Source organism: Microcystis sp. BLCC-F210 (assembly GCF_042134685.1).
Lineage (GTDB): Bacteria > Cyanobacteriota > Cyanobacteriia > Cyanobacteriales > Microcystaceae > Microcystis > Microcystis aeruginosa_D.
On record NZ_CP169647.1, the window covers coordinates 4,412,152 to 4,432,873 of the forward strand.

The 20,722-nt window shown below is 42.0% G+C and carries 25 protein-coding genes and 2 pseudogenes; 17 read left to right on the forward strand and 10 right to left on the reverse strand.

Annotated elements, in window-relative coordinates; translation table 11 throughout:
• Window positions 1-27: 27 nt before the first annotated feature.
• The 5 genes from ACE3JL_RS21445 to ACE3JL_RS21465 all read right to left on the reverse strand — a co-directional run bounded on the left by ACE3JL_RS21445 (window position 28) and on the right by ACE3JL_RS21465 (window position 4,405).
• Window positions 28-183: a type II toxin-antitoxin system HicA family toxin gene (locus tag ACE3JL_RS21445; protein WP_375329642.1), complete on the reverse strand. Its 156-nt coding sequence runs from the start codon at window positions 181-183 to the stop codon at window positions 28-30.
• A 395-nt stretch (window positions 184-578) separates the two neighbouring features.
• On the reverse strand, window positions 579-1,823 hold the full coding sequence (locus ACE3JL_RS21450; RefSeq protein WP_271993004.1) for a M23 family metallopeptidase: 1,245 nt from the start codon (window positions 1,821-1,823) through the stop codon (window positions 579-581).
• Between the two features lie 45 nt (window positions 1,824-1,868).
• Complete coding sequence (locus ACE3JL_RS21455) at window positions 1,869-2,582, reverse strand: biotin--[acetyl-CoA-carboxylase] ligase (RefSeq protein ID WP_150975181.1); 714 nt, start codon at window positions 2,580-2,582, stop codon at window positions 1,869-1,871.
• Window positions 2,583-3,072: 490 nt separating this feature from the next.
• On the reverse strand, window positions 3,073-3,717 hold the full coding sequence (locus ACE3JL_RS21460; RefSeq protein WP_375328334.1) for a histidine phosphatase family protein: 645 nt from the start codon (window positions 3,715-3,717) through the stop codon (window positions 3,073-3,075).
• 49 nt (window positions 3,718-3,766) lie between these two features.
• Window positions 3,767-4,405, reverse strand: coding sequence for a histidine phosphatase family protein (locus ACE3JL_RS21465; RefSeq protein ID WP_271992999.1), 639 nt, complete (start codon window positions 4,403-4,405; stop codon window positions 3,767-3,769).
• A 294-nt stretch (window positions 4,406-4,699) separates the two neighbouring features.
• On the opposite strand from ACE3JL_RS21465, the gene ndk reads away from it, so the two are divergent.
• From ndk to ACE3JL_RS21540, 15 genes and pseudogenes are all read left to right on the forward strand, one after another.
• Window positions 4,700-5,149 carry a nucleoside-diphosphate kinase gene (ndk, locus tag ACE3JL_RS21470; RefSeq protein WP_375328335.1) on the forward strand — a complete coding sequence of 150 codons (450 nt, stop codon included), beginning with the start codon at window positions 4,700-4,702 and terminating at the stop codon, window positions 5,147-5,149.
• A gap of 651 nt (window positions 5,150-5,800) precedes the next feature.
• Window positions 5,801-5,926, forward strand: a complete 126-nt coding sequence (locus ACE3JL_RS21475; protein WP_271992995.1) for a hypothetical protein — start codon at window positions 5,801-5,803, stop codon at window positions 5,924-5,926.
• 128 nt (window positions 5,927-6,054) lie between these two features.
• Complete coding sequence (locus ACE3JL_RS21480; protein ID WP_271992993.1) at window positions 6,055-7,506, forward strand: ATP-dependent DNA helicase RecQ; 1,452 nt, start codon at window positions 6,055-6,057, stop codon at window positions 7,504-7,506.
• Window positions 7,507-8,038: 532 nt separating this feature from the next.
• A complete protein-coding gene (locus ACE3JL_RS21485) occupies window positions 8,039-8,686 on the forward strand; it encodes a hypothetical protein (protein WP_375328336.1) in 648 nt (215 codons plus the stop codon).
• 250 nt (window positions 8,687-8,936) lie between these two features.
• Window positions 8,937-9,167: a DUF433 domain-containing protein gene (locus ACE3JL_RS21490; RefSeq protein ID WP_271992987.1), complete on the forward strand. Its 231-nt coding sequence runs from the start codon at window positions 8,937-8,939 to the stop codon at window positions 9,165-9,167.
• 3 nt (window positions 9,168-9,170) lie between these two features.
• Window positions 9,171-9,542 carry a DUF5615 family PIN-like protein gene (locus ACE3JL_RS21495; RefSeq protein ID WP_375328337.1) on the forward strand — a complete coding sequence of 124 codons (372 nt, stop codon included), beginning with the start codon at window positions 9,171-9,173 and terminating at the stop codon, window positions 9,540-9,542.
• A 742-nt stretch (window positions 9,543-10,284) separates the two neighbouring features.
• Window positions 10,285-10,515, forward strand: coding sequence for a hypothetical protein (locus tag ACE3JL_RS21500; RefSeq protein ID WP_002789717.1), 231 nt, complete (start codon window positions 10,285-10,287; stop codon window positions 10,513-10,515).
• Window positions 10,516-10,562: 47 nt separating this feature from the next.
• Complete coding sequence (locus ACE3JL_RS21505; protein WP_375328338.1) at window positions 10,563-10,781, forward strand: hypothetical protein; 219 nt, start codon at window positions 10,563-10,565, stop codon at window positions 10,779-10,781.
• Window positions 10,782-11,017: 236 nt separating this feature from the next.
• Window positions 11,018-11,254, forward strand: a complete 237-nt coding sequence (locus tag ACE3JL_RS21510) for a DUF4160 domain-containing protein (RefSeq protein WP_375328339.1) — start codon at window positions 11,018-11,020, stop codon at window positions 11,252-11,254.
• Window positions 11,235-11,549: a DUF2442 domain-containing protein gene (locus ACE3JL_RS21515; protein ID WP_271992981.1), complete on the forward strand. Its 315-nt coding sequence runs from the start codon at window positions 11,235-11,237 to the stop codon at window positions 11,547-11,549. Before ACE3JL_RS21510 ends, ACE3JL_RS21515 begins: the two co-directional genes overlap by 20 nt.
• Window positions 11,550-11,924: 375 nt before the next feature.
• On the forward strand, window positions 11,925-12,170 hold the full coding sequence (locus ACE3JL_RS21520) for a UPF0175 family protein (protein WP_002770883.1): 246 nt from the start codon (window positions 11,925-11,927) through the stop codon (window positions 12,168-12,170).
• On the forward strand, window positions 12,167-12,649 hold the full coding sequence (locus tag ACE3JL_RS21525) for a DUF3368 domain-containing protein (protein ID WP_271988692.1): 483 nt from the start codon (window positions 12,167-12,169) through the stop codon (window positions 12,647-12,649). Before ACE3JL_RS21520 ends, ACE3JL_RS21525 begins: the two co-directional genes overlap by 4 nt.
• A gap of 90 nt (window positions 12,650-12,739) precedes the next feature.
• Window positions 12,740-14,193, forward strand: a pseudogene (locus ACE3JL_RS21530) (IS630 family transposase).
• A 270-nt stretch (window positions 14,194-14,463) separates the two neighbouring features.
• The gene (locus tag ACE3JL_RS21535) at window positions 14,464-14,952 is read left to right on the forward strand and encodes a type II toxin-antitoxin system VapC family toxin (protein WP_002770872.1); all 489 of its coding nucleotides are present in this window, start codon (window positions 14,464-14,466) and stop codon (window positions 14,950-14,952) included.
• A gap of 2 nt (window positions 14,953-14,954) precedes the next feature.
• Window positions 14,955-15,140 carry a hypothetical protein gene (locus ACE3JL_RS21540; RefSeq protein WP_375328340.1) on the forward strand — a complete coding sequence of 62 codons (186 nt, stop codon included), beginning with the start codon at window positions 14,955-14,957 and terminating at the stop codon, window positions 15,138-15,140.
• Window positions 15,141-15,164: 24 nt separating this feature from the next.
• Here ACE3JL_RS21540 and ACE3JL_RS21545 read toward each other — a convergent pair whose 3' ends face one another.
• The 4 genes and pseudogenes from ACE3JL_RS21545 to ACE3JL_RS21560 all read right to left on the reverse strand — a co-directional run bounded on the left by ACE3JL_RS21545 (window position 15,165) and on the right by ACE3JL_RS21560 (window position 18,200).
• Window positions 15,165-15,293 carry a hypothetical protein gene (locus ACE3JL_RS21545; RefSeq protein ID WP_375328341.1) on the reverse strand — a complete coding sequence of 43 codons (129 nt, stop codon included), beginning with the start codon at window positions 15,291-15,293 and terminating at the stop codon, window positions 15,165-15,167.
• Between the two features lie 319 nt (window positions 15,294-15,612).
• Entirely contained in the window at window positions 15,613-15,918 is a 306-nt protein-coding gene (locus ACE3JL_RS21550) for a transposase (protein ID WP_375328342.1), read from the reverse strand.
• An 82-nt stretch (window positions 15,919-16,000) separates the two neighbouring features.
• Window positions 16,001-17,215 (reverse strand): annotated as a pseudogene (locus ACE3JL_RS21555) (ISL3 family transposase).
• A 139-nt stretch (window positions 17,216-17,354) separates the two neighbouring features.
• A complete protein-coding gene (locus ACE3JL_RS21560; protein WP_375329643.1) occupies window positions 17,355-18,200 on the reverse strand; it encodes a transposase in 846 nt (281 codons plus the stop codon).
• Between the two features lie 811 nt (window positions 18,201-19,011).
• Between ACE3JL_RS21560 and ACE3JL_RS21565 the strand changes: the two genes are divergently transcribed.
• Both ACE3JL_RS21565 and ACE3JL_RS21570 read left to right on the forward strand, forming a co-directional pair.
• Window positions 19,012-19,359 carry a hypothetical protein gene (locus tag ACE3JL_RS21565; protein ID WP_375328343.1) on the forward strand — a complete coding sequence of 116 codons (348 nt, stop codon included), beginning with the start codon at window positions 19,012-19,014 and terminating at the stop codon, window positions 19,357-19,359.
• A gap of 43 nt (window positions 19,360-19,402) precedes the next feature.
• On the forward strand, window positions 19,403-19,945 hold the full coding sequence (locus tag ACE3JL_RS21570) for an HNH endonuclease (protein ID WP_375328344.1): 543 nt from the start codon (window positions 19,403-19,405) through the stop codon (window positions 19,943-19,945).
• A 344-nt stretch (window positions 19,946-20,289) separates the two neighbouring features.
• On the opposite strand, the gene ACE3JL_RS21575 is transcribed toward ACE3JL_RS21570, so the two are convergent.
• Window positions 20,290-20,535 (reverse strand): hypothetical protein, encoded by a 246-nt coding sequence (locus tag ACE3JL_RS21575; RefSeq protein WP_375328345.1) that lies wholly within the window; start codon window positions 20,533-20,535, stop codon window positions 20,290-20,292.
• Between the last annotated feature and the right edge of the window lie 187 nt (window positions 20,536-20,722).

Consider the following 20,722-nt stretch of genomic DNA (forward strand, 5'->3'; position numbering starts at 1 on the left):
AATCTTGTAGGATGCGTTAGGTGACTATCAATTTAATTTAGCAATTCTTGCTAACATTTTCGGTCCAATTTCATCGCCATCATGGAAAGCAAAAACGACATCATTCCAGCCAGACCTCTCTAAAATTTTATGAGAGCTTGTCTGTCGTTTAATTTTCCAACCTAATCTGGCAAGGAATTTAATTGATTAGTTCGCTCTAGATAAAAAATAATTGACAAAAATTGCTAAATGCCTTTCTATATAAGGGTTCCATCCCTTATAGTCCCCGTGCATTGCATAACACAAACCGAAGAGCCACTTATTTGTTCTTGGTCTAAAGTATCTAAGCACAATTAATTACACATCTAAGCCACTACTCCGTCAGACTTCTGCTGTGAGTAAACAGTGAACTGAAAACTCAAATCCGATCCCTAATAGCTGTCTCCCGTGTCCTGACGACCGACTCCTTACCCCACAGTTAACTTTATTTTTGTCCAACTACTTAAGACTGCGAATGTATGAAAACGCATCAATTGGGCAAAAGCTCAACGATGCGTTTTTAAGCTCCAAAAACCGCTATAGTTGTCAACCAAAACAAATTAATTCTGATTAGAGTCAGTGGCTGCGGCCATTTGCATTCTCTGCACCAGATTATCGAGAGCTAATTCTAGATGTAAACCGGCATCTACGGCGGTCCAACCCTGTTCGGTTAGGTGTCGCCATTCAAAGTGTAGGTGCGGACCGGTAGAAAGTCCCGTACTACCCACACGACCGATAACCGCGCCCTGTTCCACCCATTCTCCCGGTTTGACGGTAATTTCCGAAAGGTGGGCATAACGAGATTCTTGACTACCATCGAGGTGACGCAAAATCACCGTTAATCCGTAACCTCCCAACCAGTCGGCGGTGGCCACTTCCCCTGCGTAGGCGGCTAATACAGGTGTTCCCATCGGTGCGCCTAAATCAGTACCCGCGTGCATGGCCCGATTCCCGCTGACTGGATGATTTCGCCACCCGAAAACTGAGGTAATTTGGGCAGGAAGAGCGAGGGGAAAGAGTAAATCCGTGCGTTGAGTTTGGTTAGAATCCGTGGGACTTAAACGGGTGGCCCGCTCATAGGTGGTCGCTTCGCTGATGGCTTCCACTTCTGCGCGAGTCACCGGGGCCAAAGCCAATTTTACGCCATTCCATTCCGGGGGATTGAGGGCTACCACCTGACTGGGAATCACCGTCGGGGCGGCCAGACGTACCGGAGCGCTAGAAGCGACGAGAGTGGGGGCATAACGACGCAGGGAATTATGAGCGATAACCGGCTGATTTTGGGACCGCCGTCCTACGCGCACGGCAGGATTAGGATTGAGACGTACCCGGGCCAGATTAACCGGGGGTAAGGGTTTGGCCACATTGCTGACCTGCTGACGACGGGAGGCCCGGGCCGCCAGATTACAGCTACCTCCTACCAGTTGACCATTTTGGGCGATGGTTTGGCAACCACTGCGGCGCTCGGTGACAACAACGGAACTGGGGGGGTTAAAGTTTCTAGTATCGATAAAGTTATTTTTACCGCCGGCCCGGGGGGCAAGGGTAGGCATATCGGTTTGATGGTTTTCGGGGATAGCCAGACGGGGGGCGGGATTAGTATTTTCTTTGATAACGGGAGCTTTTAGAGTCGGGGCGGCATTTTCCACCACTGGGGTTTCGCTGCCAATTTCAGAATTAGCGATCGCATTGGGAGCAAGAGTAATCAGACCGCTGATTACTAAACCAAGACCACTGCATAAACTCAGCTTCTTTTTTAAGGATTTTCCTAGAAAAAGTTTCAATATCACCGATGAAGGATACATAGGGCGGCCTCACTTCTCACAGTTTAGTCAAAAAAATATTTAGACTCAATTATAGCCGAGACTGACCCTACCGGCCGGTATATAGATTTCGCTACTGGCATTGTCCGAGGTTAATTTAACTTTTAATTCTCCTCGATCGCTTACCCCCGTTATTATGCCCTGATAGCCCTCGAAAACTATCTTTTGCCCAAAATTAGCAAAAAGTTCTAAATAGGAAGCTAATAAAGCTTTTATGCCGTGATGACAGTAATATTCATAGCCGTATAGAATAGCATCGCTGGTGAGAGAAGTTAATTGAGCGATCGAGGTGATTTTATTGCCGGCCAAAGCTTGTAAATTAATGCCGGTGGGGGGGACGGGATTGGCCCAATTGATGCCCACTCCGATGACTGCTTGGGGGATGTTTTGACCCTGAATACGGGTTTCTAGGTTAATTCCCCCTAGTTTGCGCCCTAGTAATACTAAATCGTTCGGCCATTTGATTTTAACGGGTATTTCTTGACAATTCAGGTGATGAGCGATGCCCCAAACTGTAGCGAGAACGAGATGGGCAGATTTATCCACCTCTAAATCCAGATTTAACGCCAAGGATAAATATAATCCTCCCGGTTCAGAAATCCACTCCCGTCCCCATTGTCCCCTCCCAGCACTTTGTTGACGAGCAGTCACCACAAAAGGCGGATTTTCCCCCGATGCTAATAATTGCCAAGCTTGAGTATTAGTGGAAGGTAATAGCTCAAAGTGATGGATTTTGGGCATAAATGGGGAATTATGAATTATGAATTATGAAGTATTTTCAGTGTTGCCAAAGGCACGGCGTAGCCGTCCAGTAAACAGTAAACAGTAATCAGTGACCTGATACTAAATCCGTTGAGTATAGGCTAAATATCAGGAGAGGCACTCCTGCAAGTGGAGTGACTCTTAAATGATTACAGATGTGTCAGCAGCTGCGTGTAAGCATCCCACCGAAAAACTAATGCGCTCCGGGGTTTGGGGGCGGCACTTCGACACGCTCAGTGACCGCGCCACGCCCCCAACGGGGGGTTTGGGGGGTAGAACCCCCCAAAAGCTTGGATTGAATGATCAAGTGGGAAGTAATGCTAAATCCGTTGAGTATAGGCTACATATCAGGACAGGCAAAAGGCAAAAGAGGGAATAGATAATCAGTTTTTAATAACCGGATTGAGTATGAAAACTGATGACTGAATCACTGATAACTGATCACTGATAACTGATCACTGATAACTGATTAGGTGCAAGGGAGAGAACGCAGGTACTCACTGAGGTGGGAACGTAAACCGATGCCATGGAAAAGCGGGCCACGACTGCCTAATTCGACGATACTGACAGCGGCCACGGGCATTTCAAATCGATCGCGATAACGGCCCACATCAATACCCATCAGACTACAGAGCATGATCCGGATGGTGGCCTTGTGGGAAACGATCAGGATATTGCCATCACTGTGGGTGTGTTCGATTTCTTCCAAAACTGCCGCGGAGCGACGGGCGATATCGATGCCCCTTTCCCCGTTGGGGGGAGCATTCCAAGCGGGATCCGTCAACCAACGTACATAGAGATCATGATATTGACGATCGATATCGTTGGGGTGCATACCCTCCCAAAGACCATAACCGATCTCTTGTAATCCCTGCCGGATTTCTAATTTCAGTCCCACCGCTTCACAGAGAGGTTTAGCGGTTTGAATAGCTCTTTGGAGGGGACTGACATAGGCCGCACACCAAGGTAAAGAACGATAGACATCAGCGAACTCTTCCGCCATTTCGATGCCTTCGGCAGTCAAACCGGGATCATTTTCTGGAGTACCACAGTATCCCCCCGTTTTGCTATAGGCTGTCTGTCCGTGTCGTAGAAAATATAACATCAAGCACATAGTTTTTCAGGAGACCAAATCTGGGGCTTCCCTTGTTACTGTTGACTGGTTAGGTTCCCGCTCGCGAGCGCAGGTCATTGCGGATGTGAGAGCGATCGCCCATGACTTGAAAGAGGGGACCATGTTCGGCTAATTCAACGACCGTCACCGAGGCCACAGGCATGGCAATTCGATCGCGATAACGGCCGATATCAATGCCTAAAAGAGAACATAACACGATTCGGATCGTTGCTTTATGGGAAACGATCAAAATATGGCCATCATCGTGATGATGGTCGATTTCCTCTAATACCTCCGAACTGCGGCGAGCGATATCGATGCCTTTTTCGCCCCCCGTGGGAGAATTCCAGCCCGGATCTGCTAACCAGCGCACATAATCATCATGAAACTCCCGATTAACCTCAGCTGCGGTTTTTCCCTCCCATTGGCCGTAGGCAATCTCTTTTAATCCTTCCCGTTTGTGGATGGGAATACCTAAGAGTTCGCTTAAAGGTGTGGCCGTGGCCATGGTGCGTTTGAGGGGACTAGAATAAATTCCTGTCCAAGGCACATCTCGATAGGCAAGGGCGAAATCCTTGGCCATTTCATAGCCGGCTGGGGTTAGTTCCAAGTCTAATCGACCGCAAAAACTACCCGTTTGACTAGCTGTGGTTTCGCCATGACGCAAAAAGTAAAGTTTTAGACTCATTTTTTAGGTTCCTCTTAATATTGGTGACTCTCTCCCACCTATAGTGATACTAAATCTTGTTTAAAAAGTATAGGAGAGCAGGGAGTAGAGGAAGTGGGAATTATGAATTATGAATTATGAATTATGAATTGGGGAACAGGGAACAGGGAGCCAAAACGAAAACTTCCTCTTAGCTTATACCTTGCACTGCAAGCTAACTCAGCAATTTAAGCGAAAATTATGCCGTTCTCTAGGATGCCATTCTGGGTTAATCTGGGTTTTGTGACAATTTATGGCTAAATTTTAAGAGGCAGTATGGAACGCACTTTCTTAATGATTAAACCCGACGGTGTGCAGCGCAATCTGGTGGGGGAAATTATTCAACGCTTTGAAGCTAAAGGTTTTACGCTGGTTGGGTTGAAAATGATGCAGGTTTCTAGCGAATTAGCGGAAAAACACTACGCTGTTCATAAGGAACGACCCTTTTTCCGTTCTTTGGTCGATTTTATTACCTCCTCCCCCGTGGTAGCCATGGTTTGGCAAGGAGAAGGAGTAATTGCCTCCGCTAGAAAAATTATTGGCGCCACTAATCCCCTCAATGCTGAACCTGGTACGATTCGCGGTGATTTTGGCATTAGTGTCGGACGCAATCTTATCCATGGTTCCGATAGTCCAGATACCGCCAAAGATGAAGTTAGTCTCTGGTTTAGCGATACAGAATTGGCTGATTGGACTCCCGCCATCACTTCCTGGGTGGTAGAGTAATTCCCCACTTGAAGCCGTTAGGAGTCGGTTGTCAGTACTCTCCGAATCAGGAAATAGGGTGTTGGGGTGTTAGGGTTTTAGGGTTTTAGTTGAAATTCCCCGACCTCCCCACCTCTCCACCTCCCCACCTCCCCACCTCTCCACTTCTCCACTTCATAATTCGGCTCTTCTCGACTTTGTGTGATAATTTTTGCTTATAGAATCGTGAAATATTTACCTGGAAAGACTTTTAGGACTATTTTGCTGAAGAAACTATCAGTATAGACCCCGTTTCCACACAGAAACCAGAAGAGCCATAATTCATAATTCATAATTCATAATTCATAATTCATACTTTGTGCTTTTTGTCAAAAAAACTTTTTTTTTGCAACAAAACTACACAAAAAAAAGATCATCGTTGGGGGTGAAATTGACTGATTTACCTGTCGTAATTGGGATCACCTTGTAGGTGTGCCAAGGGTTTCAACCATTGCCGACCAAAAAAGCAAAGTATAACCCATTATGAAATTCAGCAAAATCGCTGTAACCATTGTAACATCGTTGTTAAATAAAAATATTTCTCAATTAATTTTTAAGAATTTATAAATATTGCGAAATGTTAATTTAAATATTCTCAAGTTTTTGGAGTCAATAAATAATTTTTGCTTATCTTTGTCTAACATTGAGTTAGGAATCGGTCGTCGGTGGTCAGTAGTCAGTCCCGATAAAAAAGTTTTCACCACCAGAGATGAAAGAGGTTTCCTTCCCTACACCCGTTCTGCTGATCGTTCGTGTTAGTGAGCCGGTCGAACCACTGATCTCACGGCCGAAGCCCACACCCTCTTTCAAGTCAGGAGATTATTTTTATTTATTCTCCCTGCTCCCCTCTCCCCAATTCATAATTCATAATTTCCAGCAGTTAACCCATGTCTTCCCACGATACCGAAAGCATCCAGACTATTTTTCAGAAAATTTGGGGCTATGAGGCCTTTCGCTTTCCCCAACAGGAGATTATCGAGACAATTTTAGCGGCAAAGGATGCCCTAATTGTCATGCCCACGGGATTTGGTAAATCTATCTGTTTTCAACTGCCCGCTTTATTAAAAACCGGCTTAACCCTAGTGATTTCTCCCCTAGTGGCCCTAATGGAAAATCAGGTGGAGGAATTATTAGCCAAAAAACTACCCGTTGCCCTGATTCATCACGAAATCCCCCGACAACAGAGAAAGAAAACCTTAAACGCGATCGCAGATCAAACCCTGCGACTTCTCTATCTTTCCCCGGAAACCCTCTTAAGTCCGCCCCTCTGGTCAAAATTAACCCTTCCCCAGGTTAAAATTAACGCTCTCATCCTCGACGAGGCCCATTGTTTAACCCAGTGGGGCGATAATTTTCGTCCTGCTTACCGTCGTCTTGGGGCTGTCCGTCCCGCTCTTCTGCAATCAAAACCGGCCGGCAGCCAAATAGCGATCGCTGCTTTCACCGCCACCGCTAACCCCGCCACCCGTGAGACGCTCACCCGCATCTTACAACTAGAAAAACCACAGCTTTTCTTAATAAATCCTTACCGTCAAAACCTTGACTTAAGCACCAAAATATGTATTAGCCCCGGTTGTCGTCGTCATCAACTATTAAACTTCCTCACCAGTCAACCTCGACAATCCGGCCTGATCTATACTCGTTCCCGTCGCCATAGTGAAAATTTAGCGGCATGGTTGCAATCTCTCCACTATCGCACCAGTGCCTATCATGCCGGTTTATCCCCCTTTCAGCGTCGGGAAATAGAACAAAATTGGCTGCGGGGGGATTTAACTTTTGTTGTCTGTACCTCAGCTTTTGGCATGGGTATCAACAAACCCGATGTGCGTTGGGTTGTCCACTACCAACCCCCAGCTTTACTATCGGAATACCTACAGGAAATCGGCCGCGGTGGTCGCGATGGGGGTAAAATGCAGGCTCTCACCTTAATTAGTGAACCGACGGGATGGTTAGATAATAGCGATAAAAACCAGCAAAAATTCTTTAACTCCCAACAGGAACGCCAATACCGACAAGCTTGGCAAATTTTAGCCCAAATTCCCCTAGAGGGCAAAGTAGAGGCGATTAGTGCCGAATTTCCCGATGGTGCGCTTATTCTCTCTCTTTTACACAGTCTCGATCGCCTAGAATGGCTCGATCCTTTTCATTATCGGCTTATTTATCGCCATAATTCCGCCAAGATGACTTTTAAACCCAGAAATGAGATGTTTCCCTATCTCTATACCCGTCGCTGTCGTTGGCACTTTCTCTTAGATGCCTTTGGTTTTCAGGAAAATGCCGATAATTTTCGCTGTGGTCATTGCGATAATTGTCGTCGCAATCGACCTCTGGTAAGCTAGGGAGCGCCAGAGCAGGGAGAACAGAGCATTTGTACTAAATTTTTTATGTCTTTTTTCTCCTCCTGTCTGGGATTCTCCTCACCTAAGGTCAGATTTTTGATTTTTGCAGGAGATCTATAGCGGTTTTCCCAGAAGTTAGTCCCGATTGAATCTATCAAGGGATTTACTATACCTTACCCGAAATAATAGTGAAATTTTGTGACAAAGTGCAGCCAGATACAAGAATCTTTGCTAGATTTCCAGAAGGCTTCTATGATAAGTCTCCTTAAAAGGAGATTGTTTGCAGTAAGCTAATCTGGCTAACACGCTTTTGGGCGTGATATGGGGAAAAGTTCGGGCGATTGCGCCTAAATGGAGTGATGTGCTAGAAGTTGACTCATATCGTTACTCTGGAGAGTGTTATACAGAAATTTTCCGTATAATCAATAGTTATGCCGCTCAGCCCCAGCTAGAGATGACCTCTTAGGTTCCTCTTATGCAGATGGCAGAGTTAAGCGTCTAAAATGTTGACAGTGAATTGAGATAAGTTGCGATGATAGGTGATATTGCTAGTTTTTTAAGCCTCCTCAACGACCTTGCAGTCAGAAAATCTGGGATCAATCGCGAATACTTTGAGGGTTTTATTGAGCCTATTTGGTTAGCATTTACTGAAGTTCATGAAGATTATAAAGAATCTCTCCAAAAATATAGAGATTTACTTCTAAGTCGTGAAAATCCTATAAGGATCCTGCATGAAATCAATTTTGATTCTTGTTTAACTAGCGATCTACGTGTAAAGCTTGAGATTAATCTAAATGGTATCAAATCTAAAAAAAATGCTAAAAGAAGAAAAATGGTGTATGACTTTGTGACTCATATTCTGAACTATTTTGATTGCAATTATCAAAGAGCGCGGGCTTTTGAGGTTTTGAAAGAAAATCAATACCAACCAGATAGCCAATGCCAATTGGGAAAGAAAGATAGAGAAGTAATAACAAATCAATATGGTTTGTCAGATCTGTCACGACGAGCTATTATAGAAAACTCTCCTCGCGAAGGTATTTTTGATTCAATAGCGAGGCGATTAGATAGTCCTGAAGGCGCTGTGTTAGTTATTCAGTTTACACTTGACCATCTTCAAGATTCCTATCGTTGTGTAGCAGAAAGTTACTTTAAAATTAGACAAGAATTGCTTCAATAAAATATGGCATAAAAATTCGCTTAGAGCGAACTGAAGGAAACTGCTGGTGCTGAGTTCAGGGTCTTCATATCGCCGATCTTGTAGGGTGCGTTCCCTAATGTGGCTCCTACTGCTCCACTGATCGATTTTGGGGAACGCACCATGCACATTGATTGCAGCTGTGATACCAAATCCTGTTACAATAAAACGAGATATAGGGTGCGTCCCACGCAGCCTTGACCTTTTTGAAAACACTTTCAATGATGTAGCTATGGACTGGGAAACTCGAATTACACTAAATACCGATATTTTGGTGGGAAAACCTATCATTAAAGGAACAAGGATTGCGGTTGAATTTATCATCGATCTTCTCGCCCAAGGTTGGAGTATTGATGAAATTCTGCGAAACTACCCAGGTATTACAGTAGAAGATATTCAAGCTTGTCTTAGCTATGCTAGTGTAATGCTCAAATCTGAGAAAGTCTATGCTATTCCTGCTTAACTGATGCGTTTTCTAGCGAACGAAAATTTCCCCCTTGGTGCGGTTGAAGCCCTACGACAAAATGGCCATGATGTCCTGTGGATTAGGGTGGAATCCCCCGGAATCTCGGACCGGGAAGTTTTAAGTCGCGCCCAGGCAGAAAATCGTATTCTCTTGACATTTGATAAAGATTTTGGAGAACTCGCCTTTCGTTCAAGGTTGCCGGCCAGTGTTGGTATTATTTTGTTTAGAATAAGAGTACCTTCTGGATCTGTAGTCGCTGAGAAAGTTGCCAAGGTTATCTCATTGCGGGATGACTGGTATGGACACTTTACAGTTATTGAAGAAGACAAAATTAGAATGAGAGACTTAACGGTGAGATCGCTGATCTTCTAGTACGATCGCCGATCTTGTAGGGTACGTTCCCTCATGTGGCTCCTACTGCTCCAGCGATCGATTTTTGGGGAACGCACCATGCACATTTATTGCAGCTGTGATCCCAAATCCTGTTATAATAAAACGAGTAAAGACGAGGTTTTAGACCCGATTTTTTTGATACCATTTAGTGAATAATCGACCTCTGGTAAGCTAGGGAGCGCCAGAGCAGGGAGGGCAGAGCGTTTGTACTAAATTTTCTCTTCTTTTTTCTCCTCCTGTCTGGGATTCTCCTCAGCTAAGGTCAGATTTTTGATTTTTGCAGGGGATCTATAGCGGTTTTCCCAGAAGTTAGTCCCGATTGAATCTATCAAGGGATTTACGATACCTTACCCGAAATAATAGTGAAATTTTGTGACAAAGTGCAGCCAGATATAAGAATCTTTGCTACCTTCCTAGAAGGCTTCTGTGATAAGTTTCCTTAAAGGAGATTGTTTGCAGTAAGCTAATCTGGCTAACAGGCTTTTGGGCGTGATATAGGGGAAAGTTCTGGCGATCGAGCCTAAATGGGGTGATATGCCGAAAGTTGACCCATATCGTTACTTTTAAGAGTGTTATAGGTCAAGTTTCCGTCACTGAAAAAACTATTGAGTTGGGCTGAAAACAAAAAGAAAACTACAAATAACAGATGTCCTGAGTCTGACGAAAGTTTTCTGAACATCGGTTAAAATAGGGAAATTGTAGTGTTTATTGCGATGAACCCATGACCAAACTGCTTCAACAGGCAATTGCTCAAATCCAGCAACTCCCACCCGAACAACAAGATGCGATCGCGGCTCGATTTTTGGCGGATTTAGAAGATGAACACAAATGGGAAACTCGTTTCGCCGCCACAACAGAAGAGCAATGGGATCAGATGGCTGCAATGGTGCGTCAGGAAATAGCCAAAGGTGAAACCATGCCACTTGATCAAGTTTTTCCAACACAAAAATGAAATCAAGTGTTACAAAGTCATTTCGTAAGCAGCTAAGTGATCTTCCTGTGTCAGTTCAGGGACAAGCTGATAAAGCCTACTCTCTTTGGCAGGAAGATCCTTCCCATCCGAGCCTTCAGTTCAAACGAGTAAGCCAAAAACAACCGATTTATTCTGCTCGTGTCAGCATCAACTATCATGTTTTGGGTTTGCTAGAATCCGATCATATTTACTGGTACTGGATTGGGGCACACGACGAGTACGATGAATTGCTGAAGCGGATGTAGCACATTGATTGCATCTGTGGGTTAAAATGCGATACCGAAGGCACTGCGTAGCAGATCGCTGATCTTGTAGCTTGGGTTGACGAAAAGAAATCCAACACCTTCGGAACTAAACTGCGAACGCTAATCTTGTATTGTTCTTAACCTTAAATAGCCTTTGGCCTACACGAGCATATTCACAGATTGACAGTCAGCGAGGCATTCAGCTATGTTTGAGATGTTTAGAGCAAAACTTTTGAATGCCCACGCTGTTGACCGTTGGCCCATATCGATTCTTTTGCTACGCAGGCGATCGCCATGAGCCACCTCACATCCATGTTGAACGAGATCGAGAGATCGCTAAATTCTGGCTTCAGCCGGTTCGTCTTCAGAGTAACCAAGGATTTAACCGCACCGAAATTAACCGCATTCAAAAACTTGTTCAAGAAAACCAAAAACAATTACTAGCAGGCTGGAATGACTTTTTTAACGAATGAAGTATTTGAAACATTGGCAATTGAGCAATTGGCCATCACAGATGACACACTCAGTGTAGATTTGTCTGATGGGCGCACTATATCTGTTCCCCTGGCATGGTATCCTCGGCTCCTGCATGGCTCAATTGAGGAGCGCAATGATTATCGCTTGATCGCTGGTGGCAGTGGAATCCATTGGAATCAACTAGATGAAGACATTAGCACTAAAAACTTGATTCTTGGCCAACCATCAGGGGAAAGTCAAAAATCCTTGAAGCGTTGGTTAAATAATCGAGTACGATCGCCGATTTTGTAGGGTGCGTTCCCTAATGTGACTCCTACTGCTCCAGCGATCGATTTTAGGGAACGCACCATGCACATTGATTGAAACTGTGGGTTTAAATGCGATGCCGCTCCTCCCGCTCAAACCCCGGAACCCTCTGCCCTCGTCGCTCTGGGAGTTGGCTTAAAGCGTCGTCCCACCCAAGCAGACAAAAACTAAGCGTTAGTTGAAGGTGTTACAACAGGAGAACCGCAAGGGTCTCTTTTTTGCTATTTAAAAGAGGATGATTTGATATTTGCTTCTTTTTAATGGAGATTGGAGAAATCATCAACCTCCCTCAAGGCACTAGACAGAAGCGAGCTATCATAAAACCATCGCTGATTTGACAATCGCCAACCCCTAAAAATTATGAGCGTAGTTATTCCTAATGACATACTGACCGCATCAGGACTCTCCGAAGACGAGCTAAAACTAGAAATCGCCATCATGCTCTTTAAACAAGACAAAATCAGCATTGGCAAAGCCCGTCATCTTGCAGGCATGAACCTCCTCCAATTTCAACACGAACTTAATCTAAGAGAGATTTGTGTCCATTATGACCTTGAAGAATTAGAAGAAGATATCCAAACCTTACAAAAACTAGGCAGACTATGATCGTCGTGAGTGACACCTCACCCATTACCAACCTAGCCGCCGTTAACCAGTTAACCCTTTTGCATCAACTCTATGGAACAATTATCATTCCTCAAGCCGTTTATGAGGAAATGGCGAGTTTAGGTTACGCCGTACCCGGCACGATTGAAATCATGACCTTATCTTGGATAGAAACACGGCCCGTCACCCAGCAAAACCAAGTTAATCAACTACTCAATAAATTAGACCTAGGAGAATCAGAAGGGATTATTTTAGCGCTAGAATTAGGCGCAGATATATTAATTTTGGATGAAAGAAAAGGACGCAAAGTTGCACAATCTCTTGGGCTAAATATTACTGGAATATTGGGCGTTTTACTCGAAGCCAAGCAAAAAGAATTGATTATGAATATTAAACCGATTGTTGATCAGCTAATCTTAAAAGCAGAATTCCGAATTAGCGAAACACTCTACAGAAAAGTTTTGACCATTGCGGGATAATGATTCTATTGCAATATTTCAACCCATTTTAAGCTAAAACGCACTTAAACCACCTAAAATAGAAATAGTAACTTGAGAAAAATCCTACTTATGCCAGCCAAAGATTTCCTAGACTTAGAAGAAAAGAAAAACTTACAAAAAGCTCTTAAAGAAGAAGAAAGAGCAGAGGTTAGGGAAAGAATTTTAATGTTTCTCTTGCTGAACGACGGAAAAACTCAACGTCTCGACTTCGCGGTTCGGCTGAGCTCACCGTCGAAGCCTCGACGTTGACCCGTTCGGCTGAGCTCACGGCCGAAGCCTGAGCGAAGCCGAAGGGTCAACGAGAAATAGCTGATTTTATTGGCTGTTCACTCAAAACGGTCGCCCATTGGTGTGTTCAGGGCGATCCTAACAATTTAGGGTTCTTCGGTTTCTGTTATGCAATGGACAGGGGTTATAAGGGATGGAACCCTTATATAGAAAAGCATTTAGTGATTTTTGTCAATTATTTTTGATCTAGAGCGAACTAATCAATTAAGTCTCTTGCCAGATAAGGATTTAGTCGATTTATGCTCCCATATCGAACCATACCAAGTCCCGAAGAGCCCAATTTAGAAAGTCTAGAAGATGGGAGAAAAAATGGAAATCATAAAAAAGCCACAGAGGAATATATTAATTTACTATTGAAAATAGTTGATGAAGACCCGAAGGAATTTGGATATGAATTCGGGAGATGGACAGCGGCAAGATTAGCAGAGCATCTAGAAAAGGAAACAGGAATTAAACTGAGTGGCTCGCAAGTGAGAAGAATATTGAGAAGAAAAAAGTATGTGTATATCTGGGCGAAATATAGTCTGGAAGATAAGCAAGACAAGAAATTAAGAAAAGCATTTAAAGAAAAATTAGATGAATATTTAAAGTTGGCCAAAGAAAAGCCAGAGTCAATCCAGGTATGGTTTTGGGACGGGGCTTTCAAGGTGGCGACGCAGGTTCGCCACACAGCCCCTCATGAATGTGGATTTAGTTTGAGAGTAATAAGAAGGAGAGCTTGGACAAAAAAAGGAAAGCGAAAAAAAGTGAATGGACAAAGAAAAAGAGGAAGGGTGAATGTGATGGGAGCCTTAAGATATAATGACAAAAAACGAGTCTGTTTTATGATCAAAAAAGGAAATTCAGAAACTTTCCATGAACAATTAAAGAAACTTCATGAAGAGATTCGTCAAGAATGGATAAACTTGGGAAATCTGCCCGAAGATTTTCGAGAAAAGGGACCTAAGATTATCATTATATTAGACAATGCTAGTTATCACAAAAAGAAAGATGTTATTGAGCAGGTGGAAAAAGAGTTGCCCAATATTAGGCTAGAGTTTTTACCAGCTTATAGTCCAGATTACAACCTAATAGAATTAGTGTGGCATTCCGCTAAAGAATACATAGCTAATCGAGAATTTGAAAATAAAGAAGAACTGGAAAAAGTAGTCAATCAGCTTTTAAATGAAGGGGGATTGATTATTAAATGGAGTAGAAAACTTAAAAATAAGGGTAATGCTGTCAATGTAACTTAAATGCGTAAAAGCTTACCAAGTGCGATGCCGAAGGCACTGCGTAGCAGCACGCTGATCTTGTAGGGTGCTTTCCCTAATGTGACTCCTACTGCTCCACCGATCGATTTTTGGGGGAACGCACCATGCACATTGATTGCAGCTGTGGGTTTAAGTGCGATACCGAAGGAACTGCGTAGCAGATCGCTGATCTTGTAGGCAGGAAATCCAACGCCCTCAAAACCAAGATTAAATGCAGTAGGATAGACGTGGGATAGATTTTCTCTTATTGCCGTGAGCGAAACCGTCTATATTGAAACCAGTATTTTGGGTCATCTAACCGCAAGACCAACAGAAAACCTGATTCTTGCGGCCAACATTAAGATTACACAAGACTGGTGGGATGAGTATAGTAGTTCATTGGTTCTGTATGTTTCGGAAATTGTTGAAGATGAAGCATCGAGAGGAGATTCAAAAATTGCTACTCAAAGACAGAACTTGTTACAGTCCTTGATTTTTCTCGATCTAACCGAAGAAGCGATCGCTCTAGCACAAGAATTCTTACAACAAAGCAACCTACCCCCCAAAGCGTCTAATGATGCCTTACACATGGCACTAGCAACTGTTTATGGCTTAGACTATCTACTAACATGGAATTGTAAGCACATGGCAAACGCTCAAATCCAAAGAAAGCTATCCCAAATTAGTCTTGAGCTTGGATACAGGCTACCATTTGTTTGTACCCCTTACGAGTTCATCGGATTTAAGCTTCGAGGAGAATAACTATGTATAAAGATGAAATTGTCGAAGAAATTCATAGATATAGAGAAGAATACGCAAAATCTTTTAATTATGATCTCAAGGCAATATTTGACGATCTTAGAGAAAAGCAAATTGCCAGTGGACGTAAAGTTATTAAGCTCCCGATCAAGCGACAGTATAACAAATCACTGCACCCGACTGAGAGTTAGATCGTCTTCACGCACTGAAAGTTATTAGCTGTAGGGTGCTTTCTCTAATGTGACTCCTACTGCTCCAGCGATCGATTTTTGGGGAACGCACCATGCACATTGACTATACTTTTGCAGAAATTGACCCAGAAATAAAACTCCTGGGCTAACCATAAAAAGTTGCAACTGGTGGACTAAGCCGCCAAACGAAGAATCTGGTCTAACTCACGGGAGCGTGACGGCAAGTCCGCTTCAGGAGCGGACTTTTGAGAAAGCACTTGGGTAATGGCAAAGTGTTGAAGTCCTCTACGAAGGCGGAAAAAACTGAAAAGTGAACATGAAGGCGAAACTTTTGGCATCCAACTTTGTTCTATTTCTTTGATTTGAAATAAACGGAATAGGCTCTTCTGGTTTCTGTGTGATAATTTTTGCTTATAGAATCGTGAAATATTTACCTAGAAAGACTTTTAGGACTATTTTGCTGAAGAAACTATCAGTATAGACCCCGTTTCCACACAGAAACCAGAAGAGCCCGGAATAAACAATAAGCAACGCAAGCTAATTGAACAAAACGGTCAATAGCTATTCCTAAATAGCACTGATAATCACCCAAACCAAAGTGCTGTTTTAAATCTCTAATGGCTAATTCAATAGAGAAACGGGAGCCATAAATTTCAATAATTTGAATAGCAGTTAAAGTGATATCAGTTGACATTAAAATAATCGGTTCTTTAGCTCCTTTCATTACCACAACTTTGACTTTTGGTTGAAATCCACGAATATAAACTTCTCGCTCCACAGCTTCGACTTGGGTAAATTTTCCATAAATTTTAACTGAGAGTGATTGAGGTTTGAGGCTCTTCGTTACCCTTTATGCTAAATCAACAGACAAGATGCCAAGATAACATACTTCTAACCCAAAAATTCCGAAAGTTTCTAAAGCCATAGGCTCTCCGTTTTATTAGTTTAAGTTTATTGTTGATTCCCTCGACCACCCCATTCGTGGTCCTTCGCTCGAAATAACTAATAATTTCTCCAAACCAGTTTCGGATTGTTTGACAACTCTTGGTAAAAACACTGGAGGATTTTGCCAACCATTCTGAGATAGATAGCAGTCCTTCTGTCGGATTCTCTGAGGTTTCATAAATCTTTCTCAATTCTTCCTTTAACTCGTGCATCTTTTTCAAATTTGGAAAATTTTCTTTGATAGCTTCTAGTTTAATTTTTTGGGTTTCCGTTAAATCTTTTTCATTTTTTAACAAGCTATATTTACTTCGCTTTAAAACTTCTAGCTTCGCTTCTTTTTCCGCTTTCTGTTTTTTATTTTTCTGCGCTTCTACGGCTCTTTTTTCTGCTTTTCTTTGTTCGTCTAACTCTTGATTAATTTGTTTCATTACATGGAATCTATCGGCGACTACCTCGGCCGATGGCATCAATTCTTTCACCAAATTTTTATAGGGCAACCAAAGGTCTATGCTGACTTCTTCAATTTGCTCTAATACCTCTTTTCCCCACCCTGTAAGCGTTTCCCTCAATTCTTCTTGTGTTCGCTTCTCTAGAATAGCTATTAGTTTTCCCGTATCTAAATTTACTAAAACTGCACAGTAATTTTTTTGTCCTTTGACTAGAGCGATTTCATCAATTCCTAGTCTTTTTAATTTCGATAGGTCTGTCTCTGTAATTTCTTCAGCTATGTCCTCTATCATTCTTTGAATCTCTTCTTCCGTTACGTCATTTCTTCGACTAACATTTAAAATATCTCCTGATTTTAATTGTTCGAGTATATTCTCGGCTAGTCTTTTCGTATAGGTTCGTTTCTTGCCGACAAAATCTAACTCTTCGCTAAAGGGTTTCTGACAATTACCGCACTTAAATTGACGACGATTAACTTGTAGGTACACTGGTTGACCTGAGAGCGGTAAATCTTTGACTAAATGTCGATGATTTTGGTGGAGTTTATCGCTCTCTAACCCACAACGAGGACAGACTGCTTTTTTATTTTTCGATTCGACTGGTCAAACTATACCGATATTTTCTAGGTGTAGATAGCCTTGAATAGAGGTTCCTTCTAGGTTCAAAAATTTGTCAAGTATCATAAGTAAAATACTCTGGTTTTTGGCTATTATATCAAATTTTAACTCGATTGTCTATCTTTTGGTATTAACCAGTTTGTGCCTTAAACCTTTTCCTGTATGGGTTTCAGCTATTTTTGGGCGTAGGCTCTCTCATCGAATTTTATTTTAAGTTAATTATTTGCATAACAGTTACCGAAGAGCCAGGTTTGAACTCTTTAAGTAGATGTGCAAGTTTCCATTTTCCATCCAAAATGAAAGACTTCTTCGATTTATTTTCAATTCTATTATCCCAGGCAACAGCATCTTTTCTCATAGGAGTAATGACATTAATTAGTTTATCAACTAAGGGAGATAAGAAAGGAGCTTTACTAAAATAAGCATCTACAACAACCCGCAAGGAATTTAAACCAAGTGTCTTTTTTAATTCGAGAATCAAAGGGATAACTCCATCCCAGAAATTGGCTCTACGGGTTACTCCGTCCTCGTTAACAATGAATTGGAAGGGATTTAAATTACCAGATATCAACCTCAATTTAGTCACCCAACACCAATAGCGCTGACTGGTTTTCTCATAACTAATTAACCCAAGAATTGCCCAGTGGTGTCCTTTAAGTTCTTCTCCTCTATCAGCATTTCCACTGTGATCATGCCACTTCTGAACTCCTAACATTCTAGTTCCATTTTTGGCAATTAATAAAGTATCCACACAAGCCAAATAAGCACCGTGAAATTTTAATTTATCCTCTAACTTCTGAACTAGGATCTGAACCAAAGTATTTCTAACTGCATTAACGTCCCATAAATTATCAGATAAAAAGCGTTCCCAACTACATAAATTTCGGTCAATCCAGAAACAACAGTGAGCAATATTGTTCATAGTTTTTCGTCCCCCAGTCAGCAACAGCCCCCATAAATACCCTTGAAAATAAATGAAATTCGGTTTTGAGAAATGGGTCTGAAACATCAAAAAATAGCTGATTAATTCTAGAGGAATAAACTGTTGCATACTGAGAATACTCAACGAAAGGAAGCCACAGCCTACTTTATCATTAGAGCGTTCCAAAGAATAAAATACAGCTATCGTATCAAGTCATGCCATGAGTATTATTACTTATTCGCAAACAGTAAAAACTGCAAAAGTATAGACATTGATTGAATATGTGATACCAAATCCTGTTATAATAAAACGAGTAAATACGAGGTTTTAGACCCGATTTTTTTGATACCATTTAGTAAATAATTGGCCTCTGGTAAGCTAGGGAGCAGCGATTCTCATTTTAAGGTTTCATGACATTAAAACCCTTGCACCTAGAGGGGTTAATAATTCTTAACGAATCTCTAGATCGCTGAAACAACGCAAAATCGTTTCAAAATGAGAATTGCTGGCTAGGGAGCGCCAGAGCAGGGAGAGCAGGGCATTTGTACTAAATTTTCCTGTCTTTTTTCTCCTCTTGTCTCGGATTCTCCTCAGCTAAGGTCAGATTTTTGATTTTTGCAGGAGATCTATAGCGGTTTTCCCAGAAGTTAGTCCCGATTGAATCTATCAAGGGATTTACCATACCTTACCCGAAATAATAGTGAAATTTTGTAACAAAGTGCAGCCAGATATAAGAATCTTTGCTAGATTTCCAGAAAGCTTCTGTGATCAGTCTCCTTAAAGGAGGCTTTTTGCAGTAAGCTAATCTGGCTAACAGGCTTTTGGGCGTAATATAGGGAAAAGTTCTGGCGATAGTTGACCTATATTGTTACTCTGGAGAGTGTTATACAGAAAGTTGACCTATAGTATGTAGTTGGGCAGCTAAAAAGAAAGAATAAATATGAGTAAAGAACTAACAAGAAATCAAATATTTGAAATTTTAGATACGAAACCCACTAATCCTAGATGGTCTTGGTGTGCAATCTCACCCGATCATAAACGCGCTATTTTTACTTTATGGGATGATAAAATTAGAGATGGGAAATATAAATTTTTATCCAAAAGTGATCCATTAAGAAATCGTCCGGGGGAAAACGATCAAAGACGAATATTAGAGCTAGTAACTGAGAAAAATATTTTGACCTATGGGTTGGTGTGCATCGCTAAGGATATAACAGCATCTCCTAGAAGCATTAAAGAAATTGATAATAGTTATATAGCGGTTCTCGCATCTGTGCGGCACACTTAAACCTTTGCTGATTAAGCTGTTAAGGATCGGGAATGTACCTCTTGTGAATCAGAAACGCTATATTTTAAATATTAAGATCAATAAAGACAATGGCAATTATGTTGCTATAATTAAAGAAAAAACTTTGATACTGGCAATTGTTAATGAAATTAAGAAAGAGAATAGAAAATCGCTTTCTTCAATAGCTGACTTACCGATTGGCTCAGAAATTCCAGATCGTGCTAATAGGGTTACATCATCATTCGTTAGAGACAATAAGGTTAGAAAATTTGTGTTAAATCGCGCTGGCGGACAATGTGAATATTGTGGAAAAATAGGTTTTGAAATAAAAGATAATAAATACTACATTGAAACGCATCATATTATAGCCTTGGAAAATAATGGTAAGGATACTATCGATAACGTTATTGGCCTATGTCCTAATCATCATCGGGAAGCGCATTATGGTATAGATGGAGATAAATTAGAATTAGAATTTATAAAAATATTAACCGCGAAAATGAAAGCGGACCAACAAGGCGATGCACCGGAGCTGGCGACTAAGGCAATTTCTGCTTCGCAACCATCTATTGCGCCGGCCCGGTGATCTTTGACGTTATGCAGATTTAGTGAGATGCCGAAGGCACTGCGTAGCAGCACGCCGATCGCTGTAGGGTGCGTTCCCTAATGTGGCTCCCACTGCTCCACTAATAGATTTTTTGGGGAACGCACCATGCACATTGATTGCAGCTGTGGGTTTAAGTGCGATGCCGAAGGTACTGGGTAGCAGTACACCAATCTTGTAGAGACGTAGTAGAATGGGCATTAGTTCATCCTACTGGATTGTTTCAGCTAATTTGGTGTATTAGAAAAATGCTAGAAATTCTATAATCTAAGACTTTAAGCCGAAATCTATTGCCCTATTTTAGCTGAAACAGTCCACTACAAGTTCTAGCCAACCACCACTGATACTGGATTGATGACGGGAGAGGTAGTGGGGAAGGTCGTGGGGAAAGTAGTGATAGGACGGATGGTGGTAGGACGGATGATGGTAGGGCGGGTGAAGGTAGGATTAGTTCCTCCCACAATGTTGTTAATCTGTTGGTCAGCAGAGAGTTCGTCCAGATAGCTTTCTGAATCGAGGAAAAGTTCAGAACCGATGGGCCGTAAATCCGAGTCAATTTTAATCGAAGCCATGTTTTGTCTCCTGGGTCAGGTCGATAGTGGATTGATTAAAGTCAGTTTAGTAAAACCCGACCAGTAACTGACTTTTCATATAGTCGCAGATTCTCATTGTGTTCGTCAAGCAATTTAATAATTATTTTGAGAAAAAATGGCTCTCTTAGGTTTAGTGGGTAAAATGTATTATAAGATACAGTCCCCC